Annotated in this window: 21 protein-coding genes and 1 pseudogene; 20 read left to right on the top strand and 2 right to left on the bottom strand. The window is 62.4% G+C overall.

Translation table 11 applies throughout. The annotated features are described in order from the left end of the window. The first annotated feature begins 1 nt into the window (after nt 1). The 7 genes from ACKUUH_RS10970 to ACKUUH_RS10940 all read left to right on the top strand — a co-directional run bounded on the left by ACKUUH_RS10970 (nt 2) and on the right by ACKUUH_RS10940 (nt 6,605). Nucleotides 2-1,042: an enoyl-CoA hydratase/isomerase family protein gene (locus ACKUUH_RS10970; RefSeq protein ID WP_407949960.1), complete on the top strand. Its 1,041-nt coding sequence runs from the start codon at nt 2-4 to the stop codon at nt 1,040-1,042. 15 nt (nt 1,043-1,057) lie between these two features. Further along, on the top strand, nt 1,058-1,948 hold the full coding sequence (mmsB, locus tag ACKUUH_RS10965; RefSeq protein ID WP_407949959.1) for a 3-hydroxyisobutyrate dehydrogenase: 891 nt from the start codon (nt 1,058-1,060) through the stop codon (nt 1,946-1,948). A 137-nt stretch (nt 1,949-2,085) separates the two neighbouring features. After that, entirely contained in the window at nt 2,086-2,598 is a 513-nt protein-coding gene (ldtR, locus tag ACKUUH_RS10960; RefSeq protein ID WP_407949958.1) for a transcriptional regulator LdtR, read from the top strand. A gap of 322 nt (nt 2,599-2,920) precedes the next feature. Next, nucleotides 2,921-4,174 carry a murein L,D-transpeptidase gene (locus ACKUUH_RS10955; RefSeq protein ID WP_407949957.1) on the top strand — a complete coding sequence of 418 codons (1,254 nt, stop codon included), beginning with the start codon at nt 2,921-2,923 and terminating at the stop codon, nt 4,172-4,174. A gap of 25 nt (nt 4,175-4,199) precedes the next feature. Continuing rightward, nucleotides 4,200-4,976 carry a glycerophosphodiester phosphodiesterase gene (locus ACKUUH_RS10950; RefSeq protein ID WP_407949956.1) on the top strand — a complete coding sequence of 259 codons (777 nt, stop codon included), beginning with the start codon at nt 4,200-4,202 and terminating at the stop codon, nt 4,974-4,976. 125 nt (nt 4,977-5,101) lie between these two features. After that, complete coding sequence (hemA, locus tag ACKUUH_RS10945; protein WP_407949955.1) at nt 5,102-6,313, top strand: 5-aminolevulinate synthase; 1,212 nt, start codon at nt 5,102-5,104, stop codon at nt 6,311-6,313. Continuing rightward, a complete protein-coding gene (locus tag ACKUUH_RS10940) occupies nt 6,303-6,605 on the top strand; it encodes a DUF6898 family protein (protein WP_407949954.1) in 303 nt (100 codons plus the stop codon). Before hemA ends, ACKUUH_RS10940 begins: the two co-directional genes overlap by 11 nt. A 2-nt stretch (nt 6,606-6,607) precedes the next feature. On the opposite strand, the gene ACKUUH_RS10935 is transcribed toward ACKUUH_RS10940, so the two are convergent. Beyond that, a complete protein-coding gene (locus ACKUUH_RS10935) occupies nt 6,608-7,054 on the bottom strand; it encodes a MucR family transcriptional regulator (RefSeq protein WP_407949953.1) in 447 nt (148 codons plus the stop codon). A 485-nt stretch (nt 7,055-7,539) separates the two neighbouring features. Between ACKUUH_RS10935 and glyA the strand changes: the two genes are divergently transcribed. The 9 genes from glyA to ACKUUH_RS10890 all read left to right on the top strand — a co-directional run bounded on the left by glyA (nt 7,540) and on the right by ACKUUH_RS10890 (nt 16,613). Beyond that, complete coding sequence (gene glyA, locus ACKUUH_RS10930) at nt 7,540-8,856, top strand: serine hydroxymethyltransferase (protein ID WP_407949952.1); 1,317 nt, start codon at nt 7,540-7,542, stop codon at nt 8,854-8,856. A 47-nt stretch (nt 8,857-8,903) separates the two neighbouring features. Continuing rightward, nucleotides 8,904-9,392, top strand: a complete 489-nt coding sequence (gene nrdR, locus ACKUUH_RS10925) for a transcriptional regulator NrdR (RefSeq protein WP_407949951.1) — start codon at nt 8,904-8,906, stop codon at nt 9,390-9,392. 92 nt (nt 9,393-9,484) lie between these two features. Beyond that, entirely contained in the window at nt 9,485-10,576 is a 1,092-nt protein-coding gene (gene ribD, locus ACKUUH_RS10920; protein ID WP_407949950.1) for a bifunctional diaminohydroxyphosphoribosylaminopyrimidine deaminase/5-amino-6-(5-phosphoribosylamino)uracil reductase RibD, read from the top strand. 3 nt (nt 10,577-10,579) lie between these two features. Then, nucleotides 10,580-11,206, top strand: a complete 627-nt coding sequence (locus ACKUUH_RS10915; protein ID WP_407949949.1) for a riboflavin synthase — start codon at nt 10,580-10,582, stop codon at nt 11,204-11,206. A gap of 5 nt (nt 11,207-11,211) precedes the next feature. Beyond that, nucleotides 11,212-12,357: a 3,4-dihydroxy-2-butanone-4-phosphate synthase gene (gene ribB, locus ACKUUH_RS10910; RefSeq protein ID WP_407949948.1), complete on the top strand. Its 1,146-nt coding sequence runs from the start codon at nt 11,212-11,214 to the stop codon at nt 12,355-12,357. After that, nucleotides 12,354-12,809 (top strand): 6,7-dimethyl-8-ribityllumazine synthase, encoded by a 456-nt coding sequence (ribH, locus tag ACKUUH_RS10905; RefSeq protein ID WP_407949947.1) that lies wholly within the window; start codon nt 12,354-12,356, stop codon nt 12,807-12,809. Before ribB ends, ribH begins: the two co-directional genes overlap by 4 nt. A 25-nt stretch (nt 12,810-12,834) precedes the next feature. Continuing rightward, nucleotides 12,835-13,347 carry a transcription antitermination factor NusB gene (gene nusB / locus ACKUUH_RS10900; RefSeq protein WP_407949946.1) on the top strand — a complete coding sequence of 171 codons (513 nt, stop codon included), beginning with the start codon at nt 12,835-12,837 and terminating at the stop codon, nt 13,345-13,347. Beyond that, nucleotides 13,325-14,332, top strand: a complete 1,008-nt coding sequence (gene thiL, locus ACKUUH_RS10895; protein ID WP_407949945.1) for a thiamine-phosphate kinase — start codon at nt 13,325-13,327, stop codon at nt 14,330-14,332. Before nusB ends, thiL begins: the two co-directional genes overlap by 23 nt. Nucleotides 14,333-14,495: 163 nt before the next feature. After that, complete coding sequence (locus ACKUUH_RS10890) at nt 14,496-16,613, top strand: sodium-translocating pyrophosphatase (protein ID WP_407949944.1); 2,118 nt, start codon at nt 14,496-14,498, stop codon at nt 16,611-16,613. A 77-nt stretch (nt 16,614-16,690) separates the two neighbouring features. Here the strand turns inward: ACKUUH_RS10890 and ACKUUH_RS10885 are convergent, their stop codons facing one another. Then, nucleotides 16,691-17,194, bottom strand: a complete 504-nt coding sequence (locus ACKUUH_RS10885) for an outer membrane protein assembly factor BamE (RefSeq protein WP_407949943.1) — start codon at nt 17,192-17,194, stop codon at nt 16,691-16,693. Nucleotides 17,195-17,310: 116 nt separating this feature from the next. Here ACKUUH_RS10885 and ACKUUH_RS10880 point away from each other — a divergent pair, with 116 nt between their 5' ends. The 4 genes and pseudogenes from ACKUUH_RS10880 to ACKUUH_RS10865 all read left to right on the top strand — a co-directional run. After that, nucleotides 17,311-17,871, top strand: coding sequence for a ubiquinol-cytochrome C chaperone family protein (locus ACKUUH_RS10880; protein WP_407949942.1), 561 nt, complete (start codon nt 17,311-17,313; stop codon nt 17,869-17,871). Then, complete coding sequence (locus ACKUUH_RS10875; protein ID WP_407949941.1) at nt 17,871-18,428, top strand: DUF177 domain-containing protein; 558 nt, start codon at nt 17,871-17,873, stop codon at nt 18,426-18,428. Before ACKUUH_RS10880 ends, ACKUUH_RS10875 begins: the two co-directional genes overlap by 1 nt. A 116-nt stretch (nt 18,429-18,544) precedes the next feature. Continuing rightward, nucleotides 18,545-19,624 (top strand): phosphate acyltransferase PlsX, encoded by a 1,080-nt coding sequence (gene plsX, locus ACKUUH_RS10870; RefSeq protein ID WP_407949940.1) that lies wholly within the window; start codon nt 18,545-18,547, stop codon nt 19,622-19,624. Then, a pseudogene (locus ACKUUH_RS10865) lies at nt 19,621-19,912 on the top strand (3-oxoacyl-ACP synthase); the annotation flags it as partial. The gene plsX and the pseudogene ACKUUH_RS10865, both read left to right, overlap by 4 nt.

Here is a 19,912-nt window from a genome sequence, read left to right as displayed (position 1 = left end):
GATGAGCGAAGAAGCCGAAGTCCTGTTCGAGAAGCGCGGCGCGGCGGGCGTCATCACGCTCAACCGGCCGAAGGCGCTCAATGCGCTGACGCTCGACATGGTGCGGCTCATCCATCCAAAACTCACGGAATGGGCGTCGGACGACAGCATCCGGTGCGTGATCGTCGATGGGGTGGGCGAAAAAGCCTTTTGCGCGGGCGGTGATATTCGCGCACTGCACGACTGGGGACGCTCGGGCGATCCTTCCGCGCTCGCCTTCTGGCGCGAGGAATACCGGCTCAATACCTTCATCAAACGCTACCCGAAGCCTTATGTGGCGCTGATGGACGGGATCAATATGGGCGGCGGCGTCGGTCTTTCCGTACACGGATCGCATCGCGTGGCGACGGAACGGCTTGTCTTTGCAATGCCGGAGACGGGGATCGGCCTCTTTCCGGATGTCGGCGGCACCTGGTTTCTGCCGCGGGCGCCGGGGGAAACAGGTCTCTATCTTGCGCTGACGGGCGCGCGGCTGAAGGCGGCGGACGCGGTCTATGCGGGGATCGCGGACACTTATGTCCCGTCCGCGCGGCTCGAAACGCTGAAGGATCGCATTGCGGGCGGCACCGCGCTTCACGAGGCACTGAGGGAAGTGGCGGAGGAGGAAGGGCCGGCGCCGCTCAGGGACATGCAGAAGGAGATTTCCGCGCATTTCTCGAAGGGATCGGTCGCCGAAATTCTCGCTTCGCTTCGCGCCGATGGCGGGGAATGGGCCATGAAGACGGCCGATACGATCGAGACGAAATCGCCGACCTCGACGCTTGTTGCCTTCGCGCAGGTGCGCGAGGGAGCATCGCTCGGCTTCGAGGAGTGCATGAGGCTCGAGTACCGTCTCATCAACGGCTTTATCAAGGGGCATGACTTCTATGAGGGCGTGCGCGCGGTGGTGATCGACAAGGATCAGTCGCCGAAGTGGAAGCCTGCCACGCTTGCCGAGATGAGCGCGGACGATGTGAAGAGCTATTTTGCGCCGCTCGGCGCAGACGAATTGACGTTCGACTAGAACGGGGAGAGCGAAATGGCGGCAATCGGATTTATCGGGCTCGGCAATATGGGCGGGCCGATGGCGCGGAACCTCGTCAAGGCGGGGCACGCTCTCAAGGTCTTCGATCTCGCACCGGCTGCCGTGGCGGCGCTGGTCGAAGCGGGGGCGACGAAAGCTGAAACCGCAAGCGACGCGGCGCGCGACGTGGATTTCGTCGTGACCATGCTGCCCGCGGGCGAGCATGTGCGTTCGGTCTATCTGGGGGCAAGCGGGCTGATCGCTTCGGCGCGTAAAGGCACCGTCTTCATCGACAGTTCCACCATCGACATTCCCTCCGCGCGCGAGACGATTGCGGCGGCGGAGAAGGCCGGCATGGCGATGCTCGATGCGCCGGTATCGGGTGGTGTCGGCGGCGCGGAGGCGGGCACGCTCACTTTCATGGTGGGCGGGACGGACGAAGCCTTTGCGAAGGCAAAGCCGATCCTCGAAAAGATGGGCAAGAACATCTTCCATGCCGGCGCGGCGGGGAACGGGCAGGTTGCCAAGGTCTGCAACAACATGATCCTCGGCATTTCGATGATCGGCGTTTCGGAAGCCTTCGTGCTAGGCGAGAAGCTCGGCCTCGATGCGCAGACGCTGTTCGATATTTCGTCGACCGCGTCCGGACAGTGCTGGTCGATGACATCCTATTGCCCGGTGCCGGGGCCGGTGCCGACGTCGCCAGCCAACAGGAACTATCAGCCCGGGTTCACGGCGGCGATGATGCTGAAGGATCTCCGGCTCGCGCAGGATGCGTCCAAAACGGCGCGAACGCCGATCCCTCTCGGCGCGCAGGCGGCGCAGCTTTATTCGCTGATGGAAGCGGCCGGAGAGGATGGCCTCGATTTTTCCGGCATCATCCGGCTCATCCGCGGCGAAATATAGTTTTAATCATATCGGGTTCGCTTCGGTATTCATGCCGGAGGACTTAAGGCCTCGTTAGTAGCCTCACGGATATTGTGACGCGTTGCAGCACAGAAGGTGCGGCAAATGATGTTTTGCGTGAGGTTTGGGGGCAACCCATGGCTATGACCAATCTTAAGAGCGAACCTGCTGTCCAGGACCAGAAGGATCCCGGCCGCAAGCAAGCCTATCTCGAGACGCTGACCTATGTGGAGCGACTCCACCGGCGGCTGCTCGACGTGATCAAGGATGAACTCGACCGCATTCGCTGTTCGGAGATCAACAGCGTTCAGGCGCTTCTCCTTTTCAATATCGGCGACTCGGAAATGACCGCCGGCGAGCTCAGGACGCGGGGCCACTATCTCGGCTCGAACGTGTCCTACAATCTCAAGAAGCTCGTCGAGGCCGGTTACATCCATCATCAGCGGTCCCGCTCGGATCGCCGTTCGGTACGCGTGCGGCTGACGGAGAAGGGGCGCTCGATCTGCGCTGCGATCGACGAGGTCTACAACAAGCACTGCATGATGCTGAACGAGGTCGGCGATATTTCGAGCGAGGAACTGCGGCAGGCGAACGCCACGCTGTTCAAGCTCGAGCGCTTCTGGACAGACCAGATCCGCTACCGCCTCTAAGCGCCGTTGACCCGATTGCGGCAAGGCCTGCGTCTCCCCCAAGACGCGGGCCTTCCGGCGTTTCTGGCGGGTGGGCCCACCGCCCGGCAGCACGGGAGTTGCATTTCCATCACTCACGACGGGAAGTCCGACCTTTTACGGGGCGGAATCCCGAATCCTGACCCTGAATGCGACAGATTTCATGACGCTTTGCGGCTACAAGATTGGCAAGATGCGGCCAGTGTCCCGAAATGGCATAACGGGGCCGTGCGTTCACGCCGGAGGGGCATCCGGTATTTTGCTGTGGGGCTGTGTGAAAAGAGTGCCTTCGATTTCATCCCTTTTGAGGCTGTTTCTGCTGGCCGGGCTTATTGCCCTGCCGTTTGCAGCGGGGCCGGTCCATGCCGAAGCTACTTCCTATGGCGCGCAGGAAACCCATTGGGTCGATCCATGGGCGGCCAATGCGGCGCCCGAAGCGGCTGCCGAGGCACCCGTTTCGGAAGCCCGCACACCGACGCTGAGCGACCGGTCCATCGCCGCGGTGACGGCCGCCATCGAACATTACCGGGCGATTGCCGTCCGAGGTGGCTGGGGACGCGTTGCGGCGGGAGAGCGCCTTGAACGCGGCGTGCGCGATCCGCGCGTCGCGCAGGTGCGCGAACGCTTGATTGCGACGGGCGACCTGGCGGCATTGCCGGGCGACCCCACTCTCTATGACGAATCCGTGGAAGAGGCGGTGGCCCGCTATCAGAAGCGGAACGGGCTGGAGCCGGACGGTATTGTCGGGCGGCGCACGATCGCGGCGATGAACGTGCCGGTGCAGACGCGCGTCCGGCAACTCGAAACAAACCTCCACCGTATTTCCGCGCTGATGCCGAAGCTGGAGCGCCGTCATGTGTTCGTGAACATCGCGGGACAGGAAGTGGAGGCGGTGAACGACGGCGTCGTCGAATTCAACGAGCGCGTCATCGTCGGCAAGCAATCGCGGCAGACGCCGGAGATCACCAGCCAGGTGACGTCGATCACCTTCAATCCCTATTGGTATGTTCCGAAGTCGATTGCGATGGCGGACATGCTGCCGAAGATCAAGAACAATCCCGGCTACCTGAGACGGCAGGGCATTCGCGTGCTGCAGGGCTGGGACCAGAATATCCGCGAGCTCGATCCGGCGAATATCGACTGGTCCAATCCGCGCGTGAACGAGGCCTATTATCTCCGGCAGGATCCGGGGCCGTGGAATTCACTCGGGTCTCTCAAGATCAACTTTCCAAACAGCGATGCGATCTTCCTGCACGACACGCCGACGAAGACCCTGTTCGGGCGGCAGGAGCGCAATTTCAGCTCCGGATGCGTGCGGGTACGCAATGTGCGCGGGCTCGTGTCCTGGCTCATGACGGCGGACAAGCCGGACTGGGATGCGACGCGGGTGGAGGCGGCGGTTGCTTCGGGGCAGTACCGCAATGTTTCGCTCGGCACGCCGGTACCGATCTATCTCGTCTACCTGACCGCCTGGGCGGAAGCGGATGGGATCGTGAACTTCCGCGACGATGTGTATGATCGCGACGGGAGCGTGAATACCAGCGCGCTCAAGAACTAGAAAAACAAAGCGGCAGGCGAGGCGGATGCGCCCGGCAAAATTCCCCTATCTCGAGCATGACGGGCTTCTCGCCTTCGCCCATCGCGGCGGTGCGGGGGCCTGGCCCGAAAACACGATGCCGGCCTTCCAGGGGGCCGTCGATCTCGGCTATCGCTATATCGAGACGGACGTGCATGCGACGCGCGACGGCGTGCTGCTTGCCTTTCACGACGACATGCTCGACCGCGTGACCGACAGCACCGGCTGCATCGCCGAGATGGACTATGTGGATGTGCACAAGGCGCGCATTGCCGGAACGGAGCCCATTCCGCTGATGGCGGACCTGTTGGCGGCCTGGCCGGAAGTCCGGATCAACATAGACCCGAAGCGCGACAATGCGGCATTGCCGCTCATCCGGCTCATCAAGGATGCGCAGGCAATCGACCGGGTGTGTGTGACCGCGTTTTCCGGGCGCCGTACCGCCGGAATCCGCGACGCCCTAGGGCCAAAGCTCTGCACCGGGATGGGGCCGCTTTCGACCACGCGGCTTCGCCTGTCGAGTTGGGCGGGACCTGCGAGGGGGCTTTTCGGGGGCTTCGCCGAAGGTTGCGCCCAGATCCCCGTCGAGCAATACGGCATCCGGCTGGTGGACCGGGAACTGGTCGGCAGGGCCCATGAAGCAGGCCTGCAGGTCCATGTCTGGACCATCGACGACGAAGCCGAGATGCGCCGCCTGATCGATCTCGGCGTGGACGGGCTGATGACCGACGAGCCGGCTCTTCTGAAAACGGTTCTCACGGAAAAAGGGCTCTGGTCTTCCTGAGCCCCCTCCCAACCCCATGTCTTAATGCGACAATTCGCTTGTGGCCGGGCTGCGGCCGGCGACTATTGTGCTATAAATGTTAAGGGTATCCCTTCAGGATTCGGAGGGGGAGGACAGGAAACGCTATGGATTATGAGCGCAAACTTGCCGAAGCGCTTGGCGCTGTGAAGGACGAAGGACGCTACCGCGTCTTCGCCGATATCGTGCGCCATCGCGGCTCGTTTCCACGTGCGACCTTCCACACGCCTGAGGGCACCAAGGACATCGTCGTCTGGTGCTCCAACGATTATCTCGGCATGGGCCAGCACCCGGCAGTGATCGAGGCGATGCACCGCGCGATCGACGAAGTTGGCGCAGGGTCCGGCGGTACACGGAACATCTCCGGCACGACGCATTACCATGTCGAACTTGAGCGCGAGCTTGCCGACCTTCACCAGAAGGAAGCGGCGCTGCTCTTCACGTCGGGTTATGCCGCGAACGATGCGACGCTCTCGACGCTGGTGCAGATTCTCGGCAATTGTACAATCATCTCGGACGAGATGAATCACGCCTCCATGATCGAGGGCATAAGGCGCGGACGTGGGCCGAAGCGGCTTTGGCGGCACAACGATCTGGCGCATCTCGAAGAGTTGCTGAGCGAACTCGATCCGGAGCAACCGAAGATCGTCGCTTTCGAGTCCGTCTATTCAATGGACGGCGATGTTGCGCCCATCGGCGCGATTTGCGATCTCGCGCGCAAGTATGGTGCGCTCACCTATCTCGATGAGGTGCATGCTGTTGGCCTCTACGGGCCGCGCGGCGGCGGTATCGCGGAGCGCGATGGCGTGCTCGACAAGGTGGATATTATCGAGGGTACGCTCGCCAAGGGCTTCGGCGTGATGGGCGGCTATATCGCGGCCTCGGCCGATCTCGTCGACGTCGTGCGCTCTTACGCACCCGGTTTCATCTTTTCCACTTCGCTTTCCCCGGTTCTCGTTGCGGGCGTTCTGGCAGCGGTACGGCATCTCAAGTCGAGCGATGCAGAGCGGGTGGCGCATCAGGAACGAGCGGCAACGCTTCGGCGGATGATGGCCGATGCCGGGCTGCCGGTGATGTGGTGCGAGAGCCATATCGTGCCTGTGATGGTGGGCGATCCGGTGATCTGCAAGCAAGTCAGCGACGAGTTGCTGAGGGACTTCGACATCTACGTTCAGCCCATCAATTACCCGACGGTTCCGCGCGGGACGGAACGGCTGCGCTTCACCCCTTGCCCGGTTCATACGGACGAGATGATGCGCGATCTGGTGACGGCGCTCGACCAGGTGTGGACGCGCCACAAGATCCGGCGTGCCGCCTGACCGGGGCGGCGATAGCCCTTCGCGGGAAGGGCAAGGCGAAAGCGGCGAGCGCCGCGAGGTAATCTTCGAATACATACCGATCGGCGGCAGCGTCAAAGTGACGGCTGTCGATGTGACGACGGGTCTGGAAGTCTCGGTGATCGGGCCGTCCATTGCCGCGCAGAGCGAACTTGAGCGCGTGGCCGTGCAGAAGCTGCGTTACATGCTCGAAAAGAAAAAGAATGAAAGCACCGTGCCCGGCAAGGACGATTCAGAACCTCCCGGAAGCGCCGGCGGCGGGATTGTGGTTTAGCCCTATTTCTTCTTGCGGCCGCGGGCCGGGGTGGTGCTGACGCGACCGAGCCCGATCTGCTTTGCGAGTTTCGAGCGCTGGGCTGCGTAATTCGGCGCCACCATCGGATAGTCATGCGGCAAGCCCCAGCGCGCCTTGTATTCTTCGGGCGTAAGCCCGTATTGCGAGCGCAGATAGCGCTTCAGCATCTTCAGCTTCTTGCCGTCTTCGAGACAGATGATGTAGTCCGCCGTCACCGATTTCTTGATCGGTACGGCGGGGGTCAGGTCGGTTTCGCGGCCCGGCGCGGCCTGGTCGAGGTTGGTCAGCGTCGCGTGAACCGTCCGGACCAGCGCGGAAAGGTCGTTTGCGGCCACGGCGTTATTGCTGACATAAGCGGCAACTATTTCAGCCGCCAGCCGCAGAATTTCCGTCGTGTCTACAGACGCGGAAGATTTTGTCTCATTCATTACGACGATTTGCCTTGCCGGGGGTGATTCTTCCGCTTGCGCGGACAAAAAAGCTTCTTTTTCTAGCGCGATATAACGACTCCAATCAAGGATATCAAGATTATCGTCTAGATCGGCGCATGTCTTAATCTAAGGAAAACAAGGTGAAGCTTTGGTTTGCAATATAGGACGGTAACGGATCAACTTGATCCAACAAGTAAACTTTCCATTTCTAGTCTTACATACACTATACTCACGCAGGTCTTCTTGCGCTGTCTGGAAAGGCAGGTCCATGGCAGTGTTGCTTTCCCGACGCGCCCGGATTTCGGAGCGGCGACCCGTTTTCGGCGAAAATTTGTGGTGAATTGGCGGCGGCCGACGAGATGTGGTATCACGCCGGATCGAAACCGGGCGGCCGTGAACAATGGCCATGGCGCGTGCGAGCGATGCGACTTTGCCGGTTCGGCGCCCCGAATGCATTCGAATTGAAACAAAAAGGTAGGTCTATGTCTTTGAGCGATGCCGCCCCCCGGCGAGGCTCCTTCTCCGGCTTCTTCACGGACGGGCTCGCGGAGAGCGATCCCGAAATCCTGGACGCCATCGAGCGCGAACTCGAGCGCCAGCAGACCCAGATCGAACTGATCGCATCGGAAAATATCGTCTCCCGCGCCGTGCTCGAGGCGCAGGGTTCGATCATGACGAACAAGTATGCAGAAGGGTATCCGGGCAAGCGCTATTACGGCGGCTGCGAGTTCGTGGACATTGCCGAGGAGCTGGCAATCGCGCGGGCGAAGAAACTCTTCGACTGCTCTTACGTCAATGTGCAGCCCAATTCCGGCTCGCAGGCGAACCAGGGCGTGATGATGGCGCTGCTCAAGCCGGGCGACACCATCATGGGCATGAGCCTCGCCGCGGGCGGCCACCTGACACATGGCGCCGCGCCCAACCAGTCCGGCAAGTGGTTCAACGCCGTGCAGTATGGCGTCAGACAGCAGGACCACCAGATCGACATGGACGAGGTGGCGGCGCTTGCGAAAGAGCACAAGCCGAAGATGATCATTGCCGGCGGTTCCGCCTATCCGCGCGTGATCGACTTCAAGGCATTCCGCGAGATTGCGGACAGTGTCGGCGCACTCTTCATGGTGGACATGGCACACTTCGCCGGTCTGGTGGCTGGCGGCGCGCATCCGAGCCCGCTACCCCATGCGGATGTCGTGACCACCACGACGCACAAGACGCTGCGCGGGCCGCGCGGCGGCATGATCCTCTCGAACAACGAGGATATCGGGAAGAAGATCAATTCGGCGATCTTCCCGGGCATCCAGGGCGGGCCGCTGATGCATGTCATTGCGGGCAAGGCCGTCGCGTTCGGTGAAGCGCTACGACCGGACTTCAAGACCTACGCGAAGTCCATCGTCGACAATGCGCGCACCCTCGCATCGACGCTTGCGGATGCCGGTCTCGCGATCGTTTCCGGCGGTACGGACACGCATCTGATGCTGGTCGATCTCCGGCCGAAGGGGCTCACCGGCAAGGTGGCGGAGGCCGCGCTCGAGCGGGCCAATATCACCTGCAACAAGAACGGCATTCCCTTCGATCCGGAAAAGCCGACAATCACGTCGGGCGTGCGTCTCGGCACGCCGGCGGGCACGACGCGCGGCTTCGGCGTCGCCGAATTCGCCCAGATCGGCAAGCTCATCACGGAAGTGCTGGACGGGCTCGCAAAGAACGGCGATGAAAAGAACGGCGAAGTGGAAGCGGCCGTCCGCACTCGTGTAATCGAGTTGTGCCGGCGCTTTCCGATCTATGGTGGGCCGAAGTAACCAATCCCGCGGCGGGGCGGGTTACGTAGCGAGGGGGCTGACGGCGCATGCGTTGTCCATATTGCGGTAACGAAGACACCCAGGTGAAGGACTCTCGTCCCACCGAAGACAATACGGCCATTCGCAGGCGGCGCTTTTGCACCGCTTGCGGCGGCCGGTTCACCACTTTCGAGCGGGTGCAGCTCCGCGAACTGACGATCATCAAGTCCAACGGCCGCAGGGTGCCGTTCGACCGGGACAAACTCATGCGTTCCGTGCAAGTCGCCATGCGCAAACGCCCGGTTGAGCAGGAGCGCGTTGAGCGTATGGTGAGCGGCATCGTGCGGCGGCTCGAGAGCATGGGGGAAAGCGAAATCCCCTCGGCCATGGTCGGCAAGCTGGTCATGGAAGGCCTCAGCTCTCTGGACGCCGTTGCCTATGTCCGCTTCGCCTCGGTTTATCGGAACTTCCGCGAGGCGAAGGATTTCGAGGAGTTTCTGGGCGAACTCAGCGGGCCGTTCGACGGTTCCCTGCGTGAGGAAGACGAGGACCGCTGATCCTTCGGGCCGCCAGCCGCGGAACCCGGAGGGAACCGCGGGCAAGCCCACCGATAGGGATGAAAATGGTTCGGCCCCACGACACTCGTTTCATGAAGATGGCACTGACGCTCGCTGAGCGAGGGCTCGGGCAGGTCGCTCCGAACCCGGCGGTCGGCTGCGTGATCGTGCGCGAGGAAGGCGACACCCCGCGCATCGTCGGGCGCGGCTGGACCCAGCCTGGAGGCCGGCCTCATGCCGAGACGGAGGCGCTTCGCCGCGCCGGTGCACTGGCAAAGGGCGCCACGGCATATGTGAGCCTCGAACCCTGTTCGCATCACGGCAAGACGGGGCCCTGCGCCGAGGCGCTGATCGAGGCGGGTATCGCGCGCGTCGTCGGGACGATCAGCGACCCCAATCCGGAGGTCGCGGGGCGCGGCTTCGCGATGTTGCAGGCGAAGGGCGTCGAGGTAACGGAGAATGTCTGCGCGGCAGACGCCTATTACCTCAATGAAGGTTTTTTTCTCACCATGTCGGAGCGGCGGCCGCTCGTCACGCTCAAGATCGCGAGCTCGCTCGATGGGCGGACCGCGACGCATGACGGCCACAGCCGGTGGATCACGGGCGAGGCTTCGCGCTACCGCGGACATCTCCTGCGAGCGACGCATGACGCGATCCTGGTCGGCAGCGCGACCGCCATCGTGGATGATCCCGAACTCACATGCCGTTTGCCGGGGCTCGAGGGACGTTCGCCAATCCGCATCGTGGCGGACGGCAGGTTGCGCTTGCCCTTGACATCGAAGCTCGTGCGCGACGCGCGCAACGTACCGGTCTGGTTGTTGACGCTGCCCGGCGGCGACGAAAACCGCCGCAAGGCGTTCGAGGAATGTGGGGTCATCCTCATCGACGTCGATCCGGACAAGGGCGGTGTCATGAACATGCGCGGTGCGATGGAAGCTCTGGCGGCGCGGGGCGTTACGCGCGTCCTTGTGGAGGGCGGCGCGCGGCTTGCTGCATCGCTTGTCCGGGACCATCTCGTTGACAGAATTGAATGGTTCCAGGCACCCAAGGTGATCGGCGGCGACGGATATCCCGCCATTGCGGCGCTCGGCATCAGGAAGGTCGATGAGGCGCCAAGTTTCGTTCTGCGTGCGACGGCATCCGCCGACGGCGACACGGTCGCAAGCTTCGTGCGCGGGAGCTGAAACATGTTCACCGGGATCGTTACCGATGTAGGACGTATCCGCACCGTCGAAAAGCGCGGCGATACGCGGTTCGTCGTCGAAACGGCCTATGATCCGGCGACCATCGACATCGGTGCGTCCATCGCCTGTTCCGGCTGCTGCCTGACAGTGATCGAGAAGGGGAACGATGCCGGAGGCAACTGGTTCGCCGTCGATGTGTCGCAGGAGTCGCTCGATTGCACGACACTCGGCACCTGGATCGAGGGTACGAGGATCAACCTCGAACGCGCGCTCAAGGCCGGGAACGAACTTGGCGGTCATATCGTGAGTGGGCATGTGGACGGGGTCGGGCGGATCGTCGACATAAGTCCGGAAGGCGATTCCATGCGCTTCACCTTCGAGGCGCCGGAGGGGCTCGGCCGGTTCATCGCTCCGAAGGGGTCTGTGACGCTCAACGGCACTTCACTTACCGTCAACGAGGTCGAAGACCCGAAATCCGGCGCAAATGCTGGGGGAACGCGCTTCGGCGTCAACATTATCCCCCATACCCAGGCGGTCACGACCTGGGGGCTGGCGAAAGCGGGCGATCCCGTTAATCTTGAAATCGACATGCTGGCCCGCTATGTCGCGCGGCTGGTTCAGAAGGATTGAGACCCGTGTACAAGGAATACCTTTCACCCATCGAGGACGTCATCGAGGACGCTCGCAACGGCAAGATGTTCATTCTCGTCGATGCCGAGGAGCGCGAGAACGAAGGCGACCTCGTGATTCCGGCGCAGATGTGCACTCCGGAAGCCGTCAACTTCATGGCGAAGTACGGGCGTGGCCTGATTTGTCTCACACTGACCGGCGAGCGCTCGAAACAGCTCAACCTGCAGCTCATGTCGTCGACGAACCAGTCGCGTCATCAGACAGCCTTCACCGTGTCGATCGAGGCGCGCGAGGGTATCTCGACAGGCATCTCGGCTCATGACCGCGCGCATACGGTGTCGGTGGCGATCGATCCCACGAAGGGCGCGACGGATATCGTGTCGCCGGGACATGTGTTCCCACTCGTCGCGCGAGACGGCGGCGTGCTGGTGCGCGCCGGGCATACGGAAGCGGCGGTCGACATTGCGCGTCTCGCCGGGCTTTATCCGGCCGGCGTCATCTGCGAGATCATGAACGACGACGGCACAATGGCGCGCCTGCCCGATCTCGTGCAGTTCGCGCAGCTCCACGGTCTCAAGATCGCGACGATTGCCGACCTCATTGCCTATCGCCGCCGCTACGACAACTTCATTCATCGTGCCATCGAAACGGAACTCGACAGCGACTTTGGCGGCGAGTTCAAGCTGATGGTCTATCTGAACACGGTCGAATATGCCGAACATATCGCGCTGGTGAAGGGCGATATTTCGGGTCCCGAGCCGGTGTTGGTGCGGGTGCATGCGATCAACGTGTTCGACGACATTCTCGGCGCCACAGGGCCACGCTCGAACATTCTGAAGGAGTCCATGCGGATCATTTCCGAAGAGGGGCGCGGCGTTATCGTTCTTATCCGCGATACGACGGCGACCGTCGTTTCCGACATGCTTCTCCGCAAGGGCGAGAGCGGCGACCACGAAATGCCGCGGCGGCTGCGCGAATACGGTGTCGGTGCCCAGATTTTGCTGGACCTCGGCATTCATGACATGGTCCTGCTGTCCGACACGGATCGAAGCATCGTTGGTCTGGAAGGATACGGGCTCCGGGTCGTCGGACAGCGCCCGCTCAGGCAGGCCGGCGGCGTCGTGTCGCGCGCGAAGGAGACGACATCGTGACAACAGAACCGCATATCCTGATTATCGAAGCGCGCTTCTACGAAGACCTCGCGGACGAACTTGCGCGAGGCGCGATAGAGGCGCTGGAAGCACGCGGCGCGACGTGGCAGCGCGCATCGGTGCCGGGTGTCCTCGAGATTCCAGCCGCCGTGAGATATGCCATCGATGCAATGGCGCATGGCGGATTTACCAAGAAGATAGACGGCTTTGTGGCGCTTGGCTGTGTCATTCGCGGCGAGACGACGCATTACGACATCGTCTCGAACGAATCCGCCCGGGCGCTGATGGACCTGGCCGTCGACCGAATGCTTGCGCTTGGCAACGGCATCCAGACCGTCGAGAACGAGGCCCAGGCCTGGGCTCGCGCCAGGGTAAGCGAAAAGAACAAGGGTGGCGGTGCCGCCAATGCCTGTCTCGACATGATCGAGCTCAAACGCAGTTTCGGCGCCTGACGCCGGTCGAGGTTTATCGAAGAAGATGGCGATTCCCGCACAGCCTGCATCCGACGGCAGTCTCGATCACAAGGCTCGTTCCGCCGCGCGCCTCGGCGCCGTGCAGGCGCTCTATCAGATGGATATCGCGTCCACACCGCTCGACGATGCGGTTGCGGAGTTCGTCGAGCATCGTCTCGAGCATGGCGACGAAGGAGGTGAGATGGCAGACGCGGATGCCGCTCACTTCGAGGATGTTGTCCGCGGTGTCGTGCGCGAGCAGCGCGAACTCGACCGCCAAGTGAACGGCGCGCTGGCCAAGGGCTGGTCGCTCGCACGGATCGACTCGACGCTGCGCGCCATCCTGCGTTGCGGAACCTACGAGCTTCGCCGTTGCAAGGATGTACCTCTCAAGGTCATCATCAACGAGTATGTCGATATCGCGCATGCCTTCTTTGAGGGAGACGAGCCGGGCGTCGTGAACGCCGTGCTCGACCGTCTCGGCCGCGACATCAGGAGCGGGGCAGGAGCGGAACATGGCTCCGGCGGAAAAAGTTGAGGGCGGACGGCCCGGCGAATTCGCGCTGATCGAGGAAGTTTTCGCGCCTCTCGCGTCGGGCGCCAAAGGCGCCTTCGCGCTGAAGGATGATGCCGCGCTTTATCGCGTGGAGGAGGGCTGCGAGACCGTCCTCACCGTCGATGCCATCGTTGCAGGCATCCACTTTCTTCCCGACGATCCTGCCGAAAGCGTCGCCCGCAAGCTCTTGCGCGTGAACCTGTCCGACCTCGCCGCGAAAGGGGCGGTGCCGAAGGGCTATCTGCTCGTGACGGCGTGGGCGGATGACACCACGTTCGACTGGATCAAGCGTTTCGCGGCCGGCCTTGCGGATGACCAGAAGCGCTATGGCGTCTCTCTCTGGGGCGGCGACACGGTGAAGACACCGGGGCCGCTGACGCTTTCGCTGACGGCCATCGGCGAGGTGCCGATTGGCGGGATGATCCCCCGCGGCGGTGCCCGGCCCGGCGACGACCTTTACGTGACCGGAACGCTCGGCGATGCGGCACTCGGCCTCGAAGTGCTGAAAGGAAGGTTCTCCGGGCTTGGCCGTGATGAAGCCAGCCAGCTCGTTCAGCGCTATCGCGAGCCCGAACCGCGCTGTTCGCTTGGGCCGAGGCTGCGGGGGCTCGTCCATGCCGCGCTCGACGTGTCGGATGGGCTTTTGGCCGATCTCGGCCATATTTGTGAAGTTTCCGGGACGGGAGCCCGAATCGAGAAGGACAAGCTGCCCCTATCGGCGGCGGCGCAAATGGCGCTGCGGCAGGACGAGGAGCTCTTTCCACTGATTGCGGGCGGCGGCGACGACTATGAAATTCTCTTTGCTGCCCCACCCGAAAAGGGGAACGAGATCGAGGCTGCCGCTGGGGAAGCCTCCGTCCGGGTAACGAAAATCGGCAGAGTGACAGGGCCGGACGAGGGCGTGATGCTTGTCGATAGCGCCGGCCGCGCGATTCCCCTCAAGCAATTGGGATATAGCCACTTTTAGGCCCGGAGCGGGCGCGGCCTGCCGGTTGCTTTCCGATGTCGTATTTGGCATCTTTCCGCGCGATTTCTGCATTCGGCAGGGGGAGGACTTCCGGCGTCAAATGCCGGAAGGAGAGTGGCAATTCCCGCCGGTCAATCCTTCAAGGGAACCTAAGGATAAAACAATGAGCACTGCTTTGTGGGCTATTATCGGCTGCGGCGTGCTTGCGCTCATCTATGGCATCTGGGCTGTGCGCTCGGTGCTGAAGCTGGACGCGGGCAATGCGCGCATGCAGGAGATCGCAGCGGCGATCCAGGAGGGCGCGGGCGCTTATCTCGCGCGTCAGTACACAACCATCGCCATCGTCGGCGCGGTGATCTTCGGCGTGGTCTGGTATCTCCTCACCCTCAAGGTCGCTGTCGGCTTCCTCGTCGGCGCGACACTCTCGGGCGCTGCCGGCTATATCGGCATGCTGGTTTCGGTCCGCGCGAACGTGCGCACGACGCAGGCATCAAGCACGAGCCTTGCAGCCGGCCTCAACGTTGCCTTCAAGTCGGGCGCCGTGACGGGCATGCTGGTTGCCGGCCTCGCGTTGCTCGCGGTTGCCGTCTACTACTCGGTGCTTACCGTTCATCTCGGCTATGCCCCCGGCTCGCGTGAAGTGATCGACGCGCTCGTGGCGCTCGGTTTCGGCGCATCGCTGATCTCGATCTTCGCGCGTCTCGGCGGCGGCATCTTCACGAAAGGTGCCGACGTAGGCGGCGACCTCGTGGGCAAGGTCGAAGCGGGTATTCCGGAAGACGATCCGCGCAACCCGGCGACCATCGCCGACAACGTGGGCGACAATGTCGGCGACTGCGCGGGCATGGCAGCCGACCTTTTCGAGACCTATGCCGTGACGGTCGTTGCGACCATGGTTCTTGCCTCGATCTTCTTCGCGGGCGAGGGGATCGCCGCGATGATGACCTATCCGCTGGCCATTGGCGGTGCGTGCATCGTGACGTCGATCATCGGCACGTTCTTCGTGCGGCTCGGCAAGAGCAACAACATCATGGGCGCGCTCTACAAGGGCTTCATCGCCTCTGCCGTTCTGTCGCTCGTCGTGCTCTACTTCGTTACCGACTGGGTGATCGGGCTCGATACGGCCTACACGGTCGGCACGCTGAACTTCACCGGCATGACGCTCTATTATTGCGGTGTCGCCGGCCTTGCCATTACCGGCCTCATCATCTGGATCACGGAATACTACACGGGCGTGACCTTCCGTCCGGTGAAGTCGATCGCCGCCGCTTCAGCCACAGGGCACGGTACGAACGTCATCCAGGGTCTGGCGATTTCGATGGAAGCGACGGCGCTGCCGGCACTCGTCATCGTGGTCGGTATCCTCGTGACCTACAGCCTTGCCGGTCTCTTCGGCATCGCCATCGCGGTGACGACGATGCTCGCGCTTGCGGGCATGGTGGTTGCGCTCGACGCGTTCGGTCCGGTGACCGACAATGCGGGCGGTATCGCGGAGATGGCCGATCTTCCGGCCGATGTGCGCAAGACGACCGATGCGCTGGACGCCGTGGGTAACACGACGAAGGCGGTCACCAAGGGCTATGCAATCGGTTCGGCGGGCCTCGGCGCGCTCGTTCTTTTCGCGGCCTATACGGAAGACCTGAAGTTCTTTGCGGCCAACTCCGTCGACTACGGCTATTTCGCGGGTGTCAGCCCCGACTTCTCGCTGTCCAACCCGTTCGTGGTGATCGGTCTCTTCATCGGTGGCCTGCTGCCCTATCTGTTCGGTTCGATGGGCATGACGGCTGTCGGCCGTGCAGCGGGCTCCGTCGTCGAGGAAGTACGGCGTCAGTTCAAGGCCGATCCGGGCATCATGGCCGGCACGTCGAAGCCGGACTATGCGCGTGCGGTCGACATGCTGACGAAAGCGGCGATCAAGGAAATGATCATCCCGTCGCTTCTGCCGGTTCTCTCGCCGATCGTTCTCTACTTCGCGGTTCTGGCGATCGCCGACAAGTCGGCGGCGTTCTCGGCCGTCGGTGCGATGCTGCTCGGCGTGATCGTGACCGGTCTCTTCGTCGCCATTTCGATGACGTCGGGTGGCGGTGCCTGGGACAACGCGAAGAAGTACATCGAAGATGGAAACTTCGGTGGCAAGGGCTCCGAGGCTCACAAGGCCGCGGTGACGGGCGACACGGTCGGCGATCCCTACAAGGACACCGCTGGTCCCGCCGTCAACCCGATGATCAAGATCACGAACATCGTGGCCCTTCTGCTTCTCGCGGTGCTCGCGCACTCGTAAGGGCATAGATCTGAAACGATGAAGCCCCGCGGAGAAATCCGCGGGGCTTTTTCTTTCGGCGGGTTCGAGGTTTCCTTTTAGCGTCGGCCGGACGGATCACTGGCGCCGCCGGGAGTGCCCGCACCCTGGTTGTTGAAGCGGCCGAGGTTGCCGAAGAGCTGGCCGAGGATCGTGAGTTCCTTGCCGCGGGTCGGCGTCTTGCGGTCGACGAAGTTCACGATCTGCCCGTCTTCGAGCCCGTAATAGGCCACTTCCTGAACGACGTCCGTCTTGTCGAAATAGACGGCGGCGACAGTGCGCTCGATTTCCTCGGGTGCATAGAAAGCGACGGTCTCGAATTTGCTCGAGATGTAGTACCAGGCCTCGCCGTCGACGGTGGAGACCGTGGACGGCGAACCCATGACGGTGCGGACCTGCTCTTTCGAGGATCCCGCCTGGAGCTTGTCGAGATCGGCGGGATCGAATATGTAGCCGCGATCCTGCACAACAGGGGCGCAGGCGGACATCGTCGCGGCGCCAAGCGCTAGACAGGCTGCTGTCAGGGCGAGACGAGTGGGGCGGCGCAGTCGGAACGATGTCATATAGAGGCCTCCTGGAGCCTGAAAGGTCTGCCGTTGACCTACCCTTGTCGCCGGTTAAATTCAATCGGCATGTGCAGCATGGGCCAAAACCTATCACCCCGGGCTGGAGCGAAGCCATGATATGGAAAAGGATTTTTGGCCGTTCCCGTGACGAGGATACACCATATGTCCTCTACGGGGTGCTGGTCGGACAGGCGCGGAGCCCGGTTTTTTACAAGGACATGGGCGTGCCGGACACGGCCGAGGGGCGATTCGAGATGGTCGCTCTCCACGTCTTTCTGGCGCTGCGGCGTTTAAGGGCATGCGGCGAGGCAGGCAAGGAGATGGGCCAGAAGCTGTTCGATGTGATGTTCGACGACATGGACCAGACATTGCGCGAGATGGGGGTCGGCGACCTGTCCGTGGGCAAGAAGATCAAGGCGATGGCGTCCTCATTCTATGGGCGGATGCAGGCCTATGACGAAGGCCTTGCCGGGATGGATGACGGCAAGCTCGAAGCCGCCCTCCGGAGGAACATCCTTCCGGAGTCTCCAACGTCAAACGCCAGTGCAGCGGCGCTTGCAGCTTACGTCCGGCGCGTCGACGGAGATCTGGCCGCGCAATCGCCGGGTGAGGTCATGGCGGGTCGCGTCGTCTTCACGTCGCCAGGGCCGCTCGCGGCTGAGGGAGCGGCGTGATGGGCCCGCGGCCGCATCCGGAGTTTCGCCTCTTTGTTTCCGCGAGCGATGTGCCGCCGGCCGGCAAGGAAGTGGTGTTCGACGCTGACGAACGCATGCTGAAGGACCTGGCGAAGCGCTTCGGCATTGTGGAGGTCGTATCGCTCTCGGGTATCGCCAAGGTGAGGCCCTACCGTAAGGCCGGCCTCACAGTCGAGGGCAGATTCAAGACGGAGGTCGTCCAATCCTGCGTCGTAACGCTCGAACCCGTTCATCAGAAGATCGAGGAAAGTTTCACGCAGCGGTATCTTCCGGAACACATGATTGTACCGGACGTCCCGGAGGTCAGCGAGCGGGAGGTCGAGATCGATCTGGAGGCCGAGGATGCGCCGGAGCCGATGATGGGGAACGGCGTCGATCTCGGGGAGGCTGTGGCCGAGAGGCTGGCGCTCGCGCTCGATCCCTACCCGCGCAAACCGGATGCTGCTTTCGAGGCCCCGGCGGAAGAGCCCGGAAACGCTCCGGAAAGCAAGCCAAATCCCTTTGCTGCATTGGAAAAACTCAAGAAAAATTATTGAGTTGGCGCGATTCGTTGGGCTATCCGGCTATTGTCTGCCCCTCGCAAGGCTGTATCTTCGGGGCGCGCCGGGTGGGCGGACGCGCTGGAGCCGGATTAACGACTGGGGGTAACCGGGTGACGCAAGGACTGACGATAGCCCTGGATGGAATGGGCGGCGACCATGGACCGGAAACGGTGATCGGTGGTGCCGAGATTGCGTCCGTTCGTCATCCCGACATCCGGTTTTTGATCTTCGGCGACGAAGCGCAAATCCGTCCGCTGCTCGACAAGCATCCGCGCGTCGCGCAAGCAAGCGAGATCGTTCATACCGACGTTTCCATTTCGATGGACGACAAGCCGAGCCAGGCGCTACGCCGGGGCCGCAAGACGAGCAGCATGTGGCTCGCGATCGATGCGGTTAAAGAAGGCAGGGCGCAGGCTGCTGTGTCGGCCGGCAATACCGGCGCGCTGATGGCGATGGCCAAAGTCATTCTGAAGACGATCCCGAACGTGGAAAGGCCGGCGCTCGCGGCGCTCTGGCCGACGGCACGCGGCGAAAGCGTGGCGCTCGATCTCGGTGCGACGGTCGGCGCGGACGCCTTCCAGCTCGTGCAGTTCGCGGCCATGGGCGAAGCCTTCGCACGGGTCATCTTCAATATCGAGCAACCGACGGTCGGCCTTCTCAATATCGGCGAGGAGGAAGTCAAGGGAACGGAAGAGGTGAAGGCGGCCGCACAGATGCTGCGCGAGGCGCAACTTCCGATCCGCTTTCATGGCTTCGTCGAAGGCGACGACATCGCGAAGGGGACCGTCGATGTCGTCGTAACGGATGGCTATACAGGCAACATCGCGCTCAAGACCGCGGAAGGTACAGCACGGCTTATTGTCAGTTATCTTCGCGGCGCGATGCAAAGCTCGCTGATGTCCCGGATCGGATATCTCTTCGCGCGCGGCGCATTCAAAGCGCTCGCGGACAAGATCGATCCGCGTTCATCGAATGGGGCCGTCTTTCTTGGCCTCAACGGTCTTGTCGTGAAAAGTCACGGCAGTACCGATCCCGTTGGCTTTGCGGCTGCGATCGACGTGGCGGCCGATGTCGCTTCGGCCGATCTGGTCAGCAAGATCGTCAGCGATCTCGATCGTCTGACCGGCCTGAAAAATGGCCACCGCATACAAAATACAGAAATAGCGGAATCCGAGGCAGCCCTGTCGTGAGTGTTATCAGAACCGTAGTAGCCGGTGTCGGCAGTTATCTGCCGTCGCGCGTCGTCACAAACGAAGACCTTTCGAAGATCGTCGATACGACCGATGAATGGATCGTCGACCGGACAGGTATTCATAGCCGCCACATTGCGGCGGATGGCGAACTGACGTCGCATCTCGCGCTGGCGGCGGCGCGGAATGCGATCGCGGATGCCGGGATCGATGTGCAGGAAATCGACACGATCATTCTGGCAACGACGACACCGGACAACACCTTTCCCGCGACGGCGGTGACGGTGC

The organism is Parvibaculum sp. (assembly GCF_045863935.1).
Taxonomy (GTDB): domain Bacteria; phylum Pseudomonadota; class Alphaproteobacteria; order Parvibaculales; family Parvibaculaceae; genus Parvibaculum.
The sequence above is the reverse complement of the archived record's forward strand: the minus strand, read 5'-3'. Positions and strand labels throughout refer to the sequence as shown.

Coding starts and splice junctions, on each gene's coding strand:
- ACKUUH_RS10885 (WP_407949943.1), bottom strand. CDS start 17,194: ATGACATCGTTCCGACTGCGCCGCCCCACTCGTCTCGCCCTGACAGCA.
- ACKUUH_RS10890 (WP_407949944.1), top strand. CDS start 14,496: ATGAGCACTGCTTTGTGGGCTATTATCGGCTGCGGCGTGCTTGCGCTC.
- ACKUUH_RS10880 (WP_407949942.1), top strand. CDS start 17,311: ATGATATGGAAAAGGATTTTTGGCCGTTCCCGTGACGAGGATACACCA.
- ACKUUH_RS10950 (WP_407949956.1), top strand. CDS start 4,200: ATGCGCCCGGCAAAATTCCCCTATCTCGAGCATGACGGGCTTCTCGCC.
- nusB (WP_407949946.1), top strand. CDS start 12,835: ATGGCGATTCCCGCACAGCCTGCATCCGACGGCAGTCTCGATCACAAG.
- ribD (WP_407949950.1), top strand. CDS start 9,485: ATGAAGATGGCACTGACGCTCGCTGAGCGAGGGCTCGGGCAGGTCGCT.
- ldtR (WP_407949958.1), top strand. CDS start 2,086: ATGGCTATGACCAATCTTAAGAGCGAACCTGCTGTCCAGGACCAGAAG.
- nrdR (WP_407949951.1), top strand. CDS start 8,904: ATGCGTTGTCCATATTGCGGTAACGAAGACACCCAGGTGAAGGACTCT.
- ACKUUH_RS10915 (WP_407949949.1), top strand. CDS start 10,580: ATGTTCACCGGGATCGTTACCGATGTAGGACGTATCCGCACCGTCGAA.
- thiL (WP_407949945.1), top strand. CDS start 13,325: ATGGCTCCGGCGGAAAAAGTTGAGGGCGGACGGCCCGGCGAATTCGCG.
- ACKUUH_RS10875 (WP_407949941.1), top strand. CDS start 17,871: ATGGGCCCGCGGCCGCATCCGGAGTTTCGCCTCTTTGTTTCCGCGAGC.
- glyA (WP_407949952.1), top strand. CDS start 7,540: ATGTCTTTGAGCGATGCCGCCCCCCGGCGAGGCTCCTTCTCCGGCTTC.
- mmsB (WP_407949959.1), top strand. CDS start 1,058: ATGGCGGCAATCGGATTTATCGGGCTCGGCAATATGGGCGGGCCGATG.
- ACKUUH_RS10970 (WP_407949960.1), top strand. CDS start 2: ATGAGCGAAGAAGCCGAAGTCCTGTTCGAGAAGCGCGGCGCGGCGGGC.
- ACKUUH_RS10935 (WP_407949953.1), bottom strand. CDS start 7,054: ATGAATGAGACAAAATCTTCCGCGTCTGTAGACACGACGGAAATTCTG.
- hemA (WP_407949955.1), top strand. CDS start 5,102: ATGGATTATGAGCGCAAACTTGCCGAAGCGCTTGGCGCTGTGAAGGAC.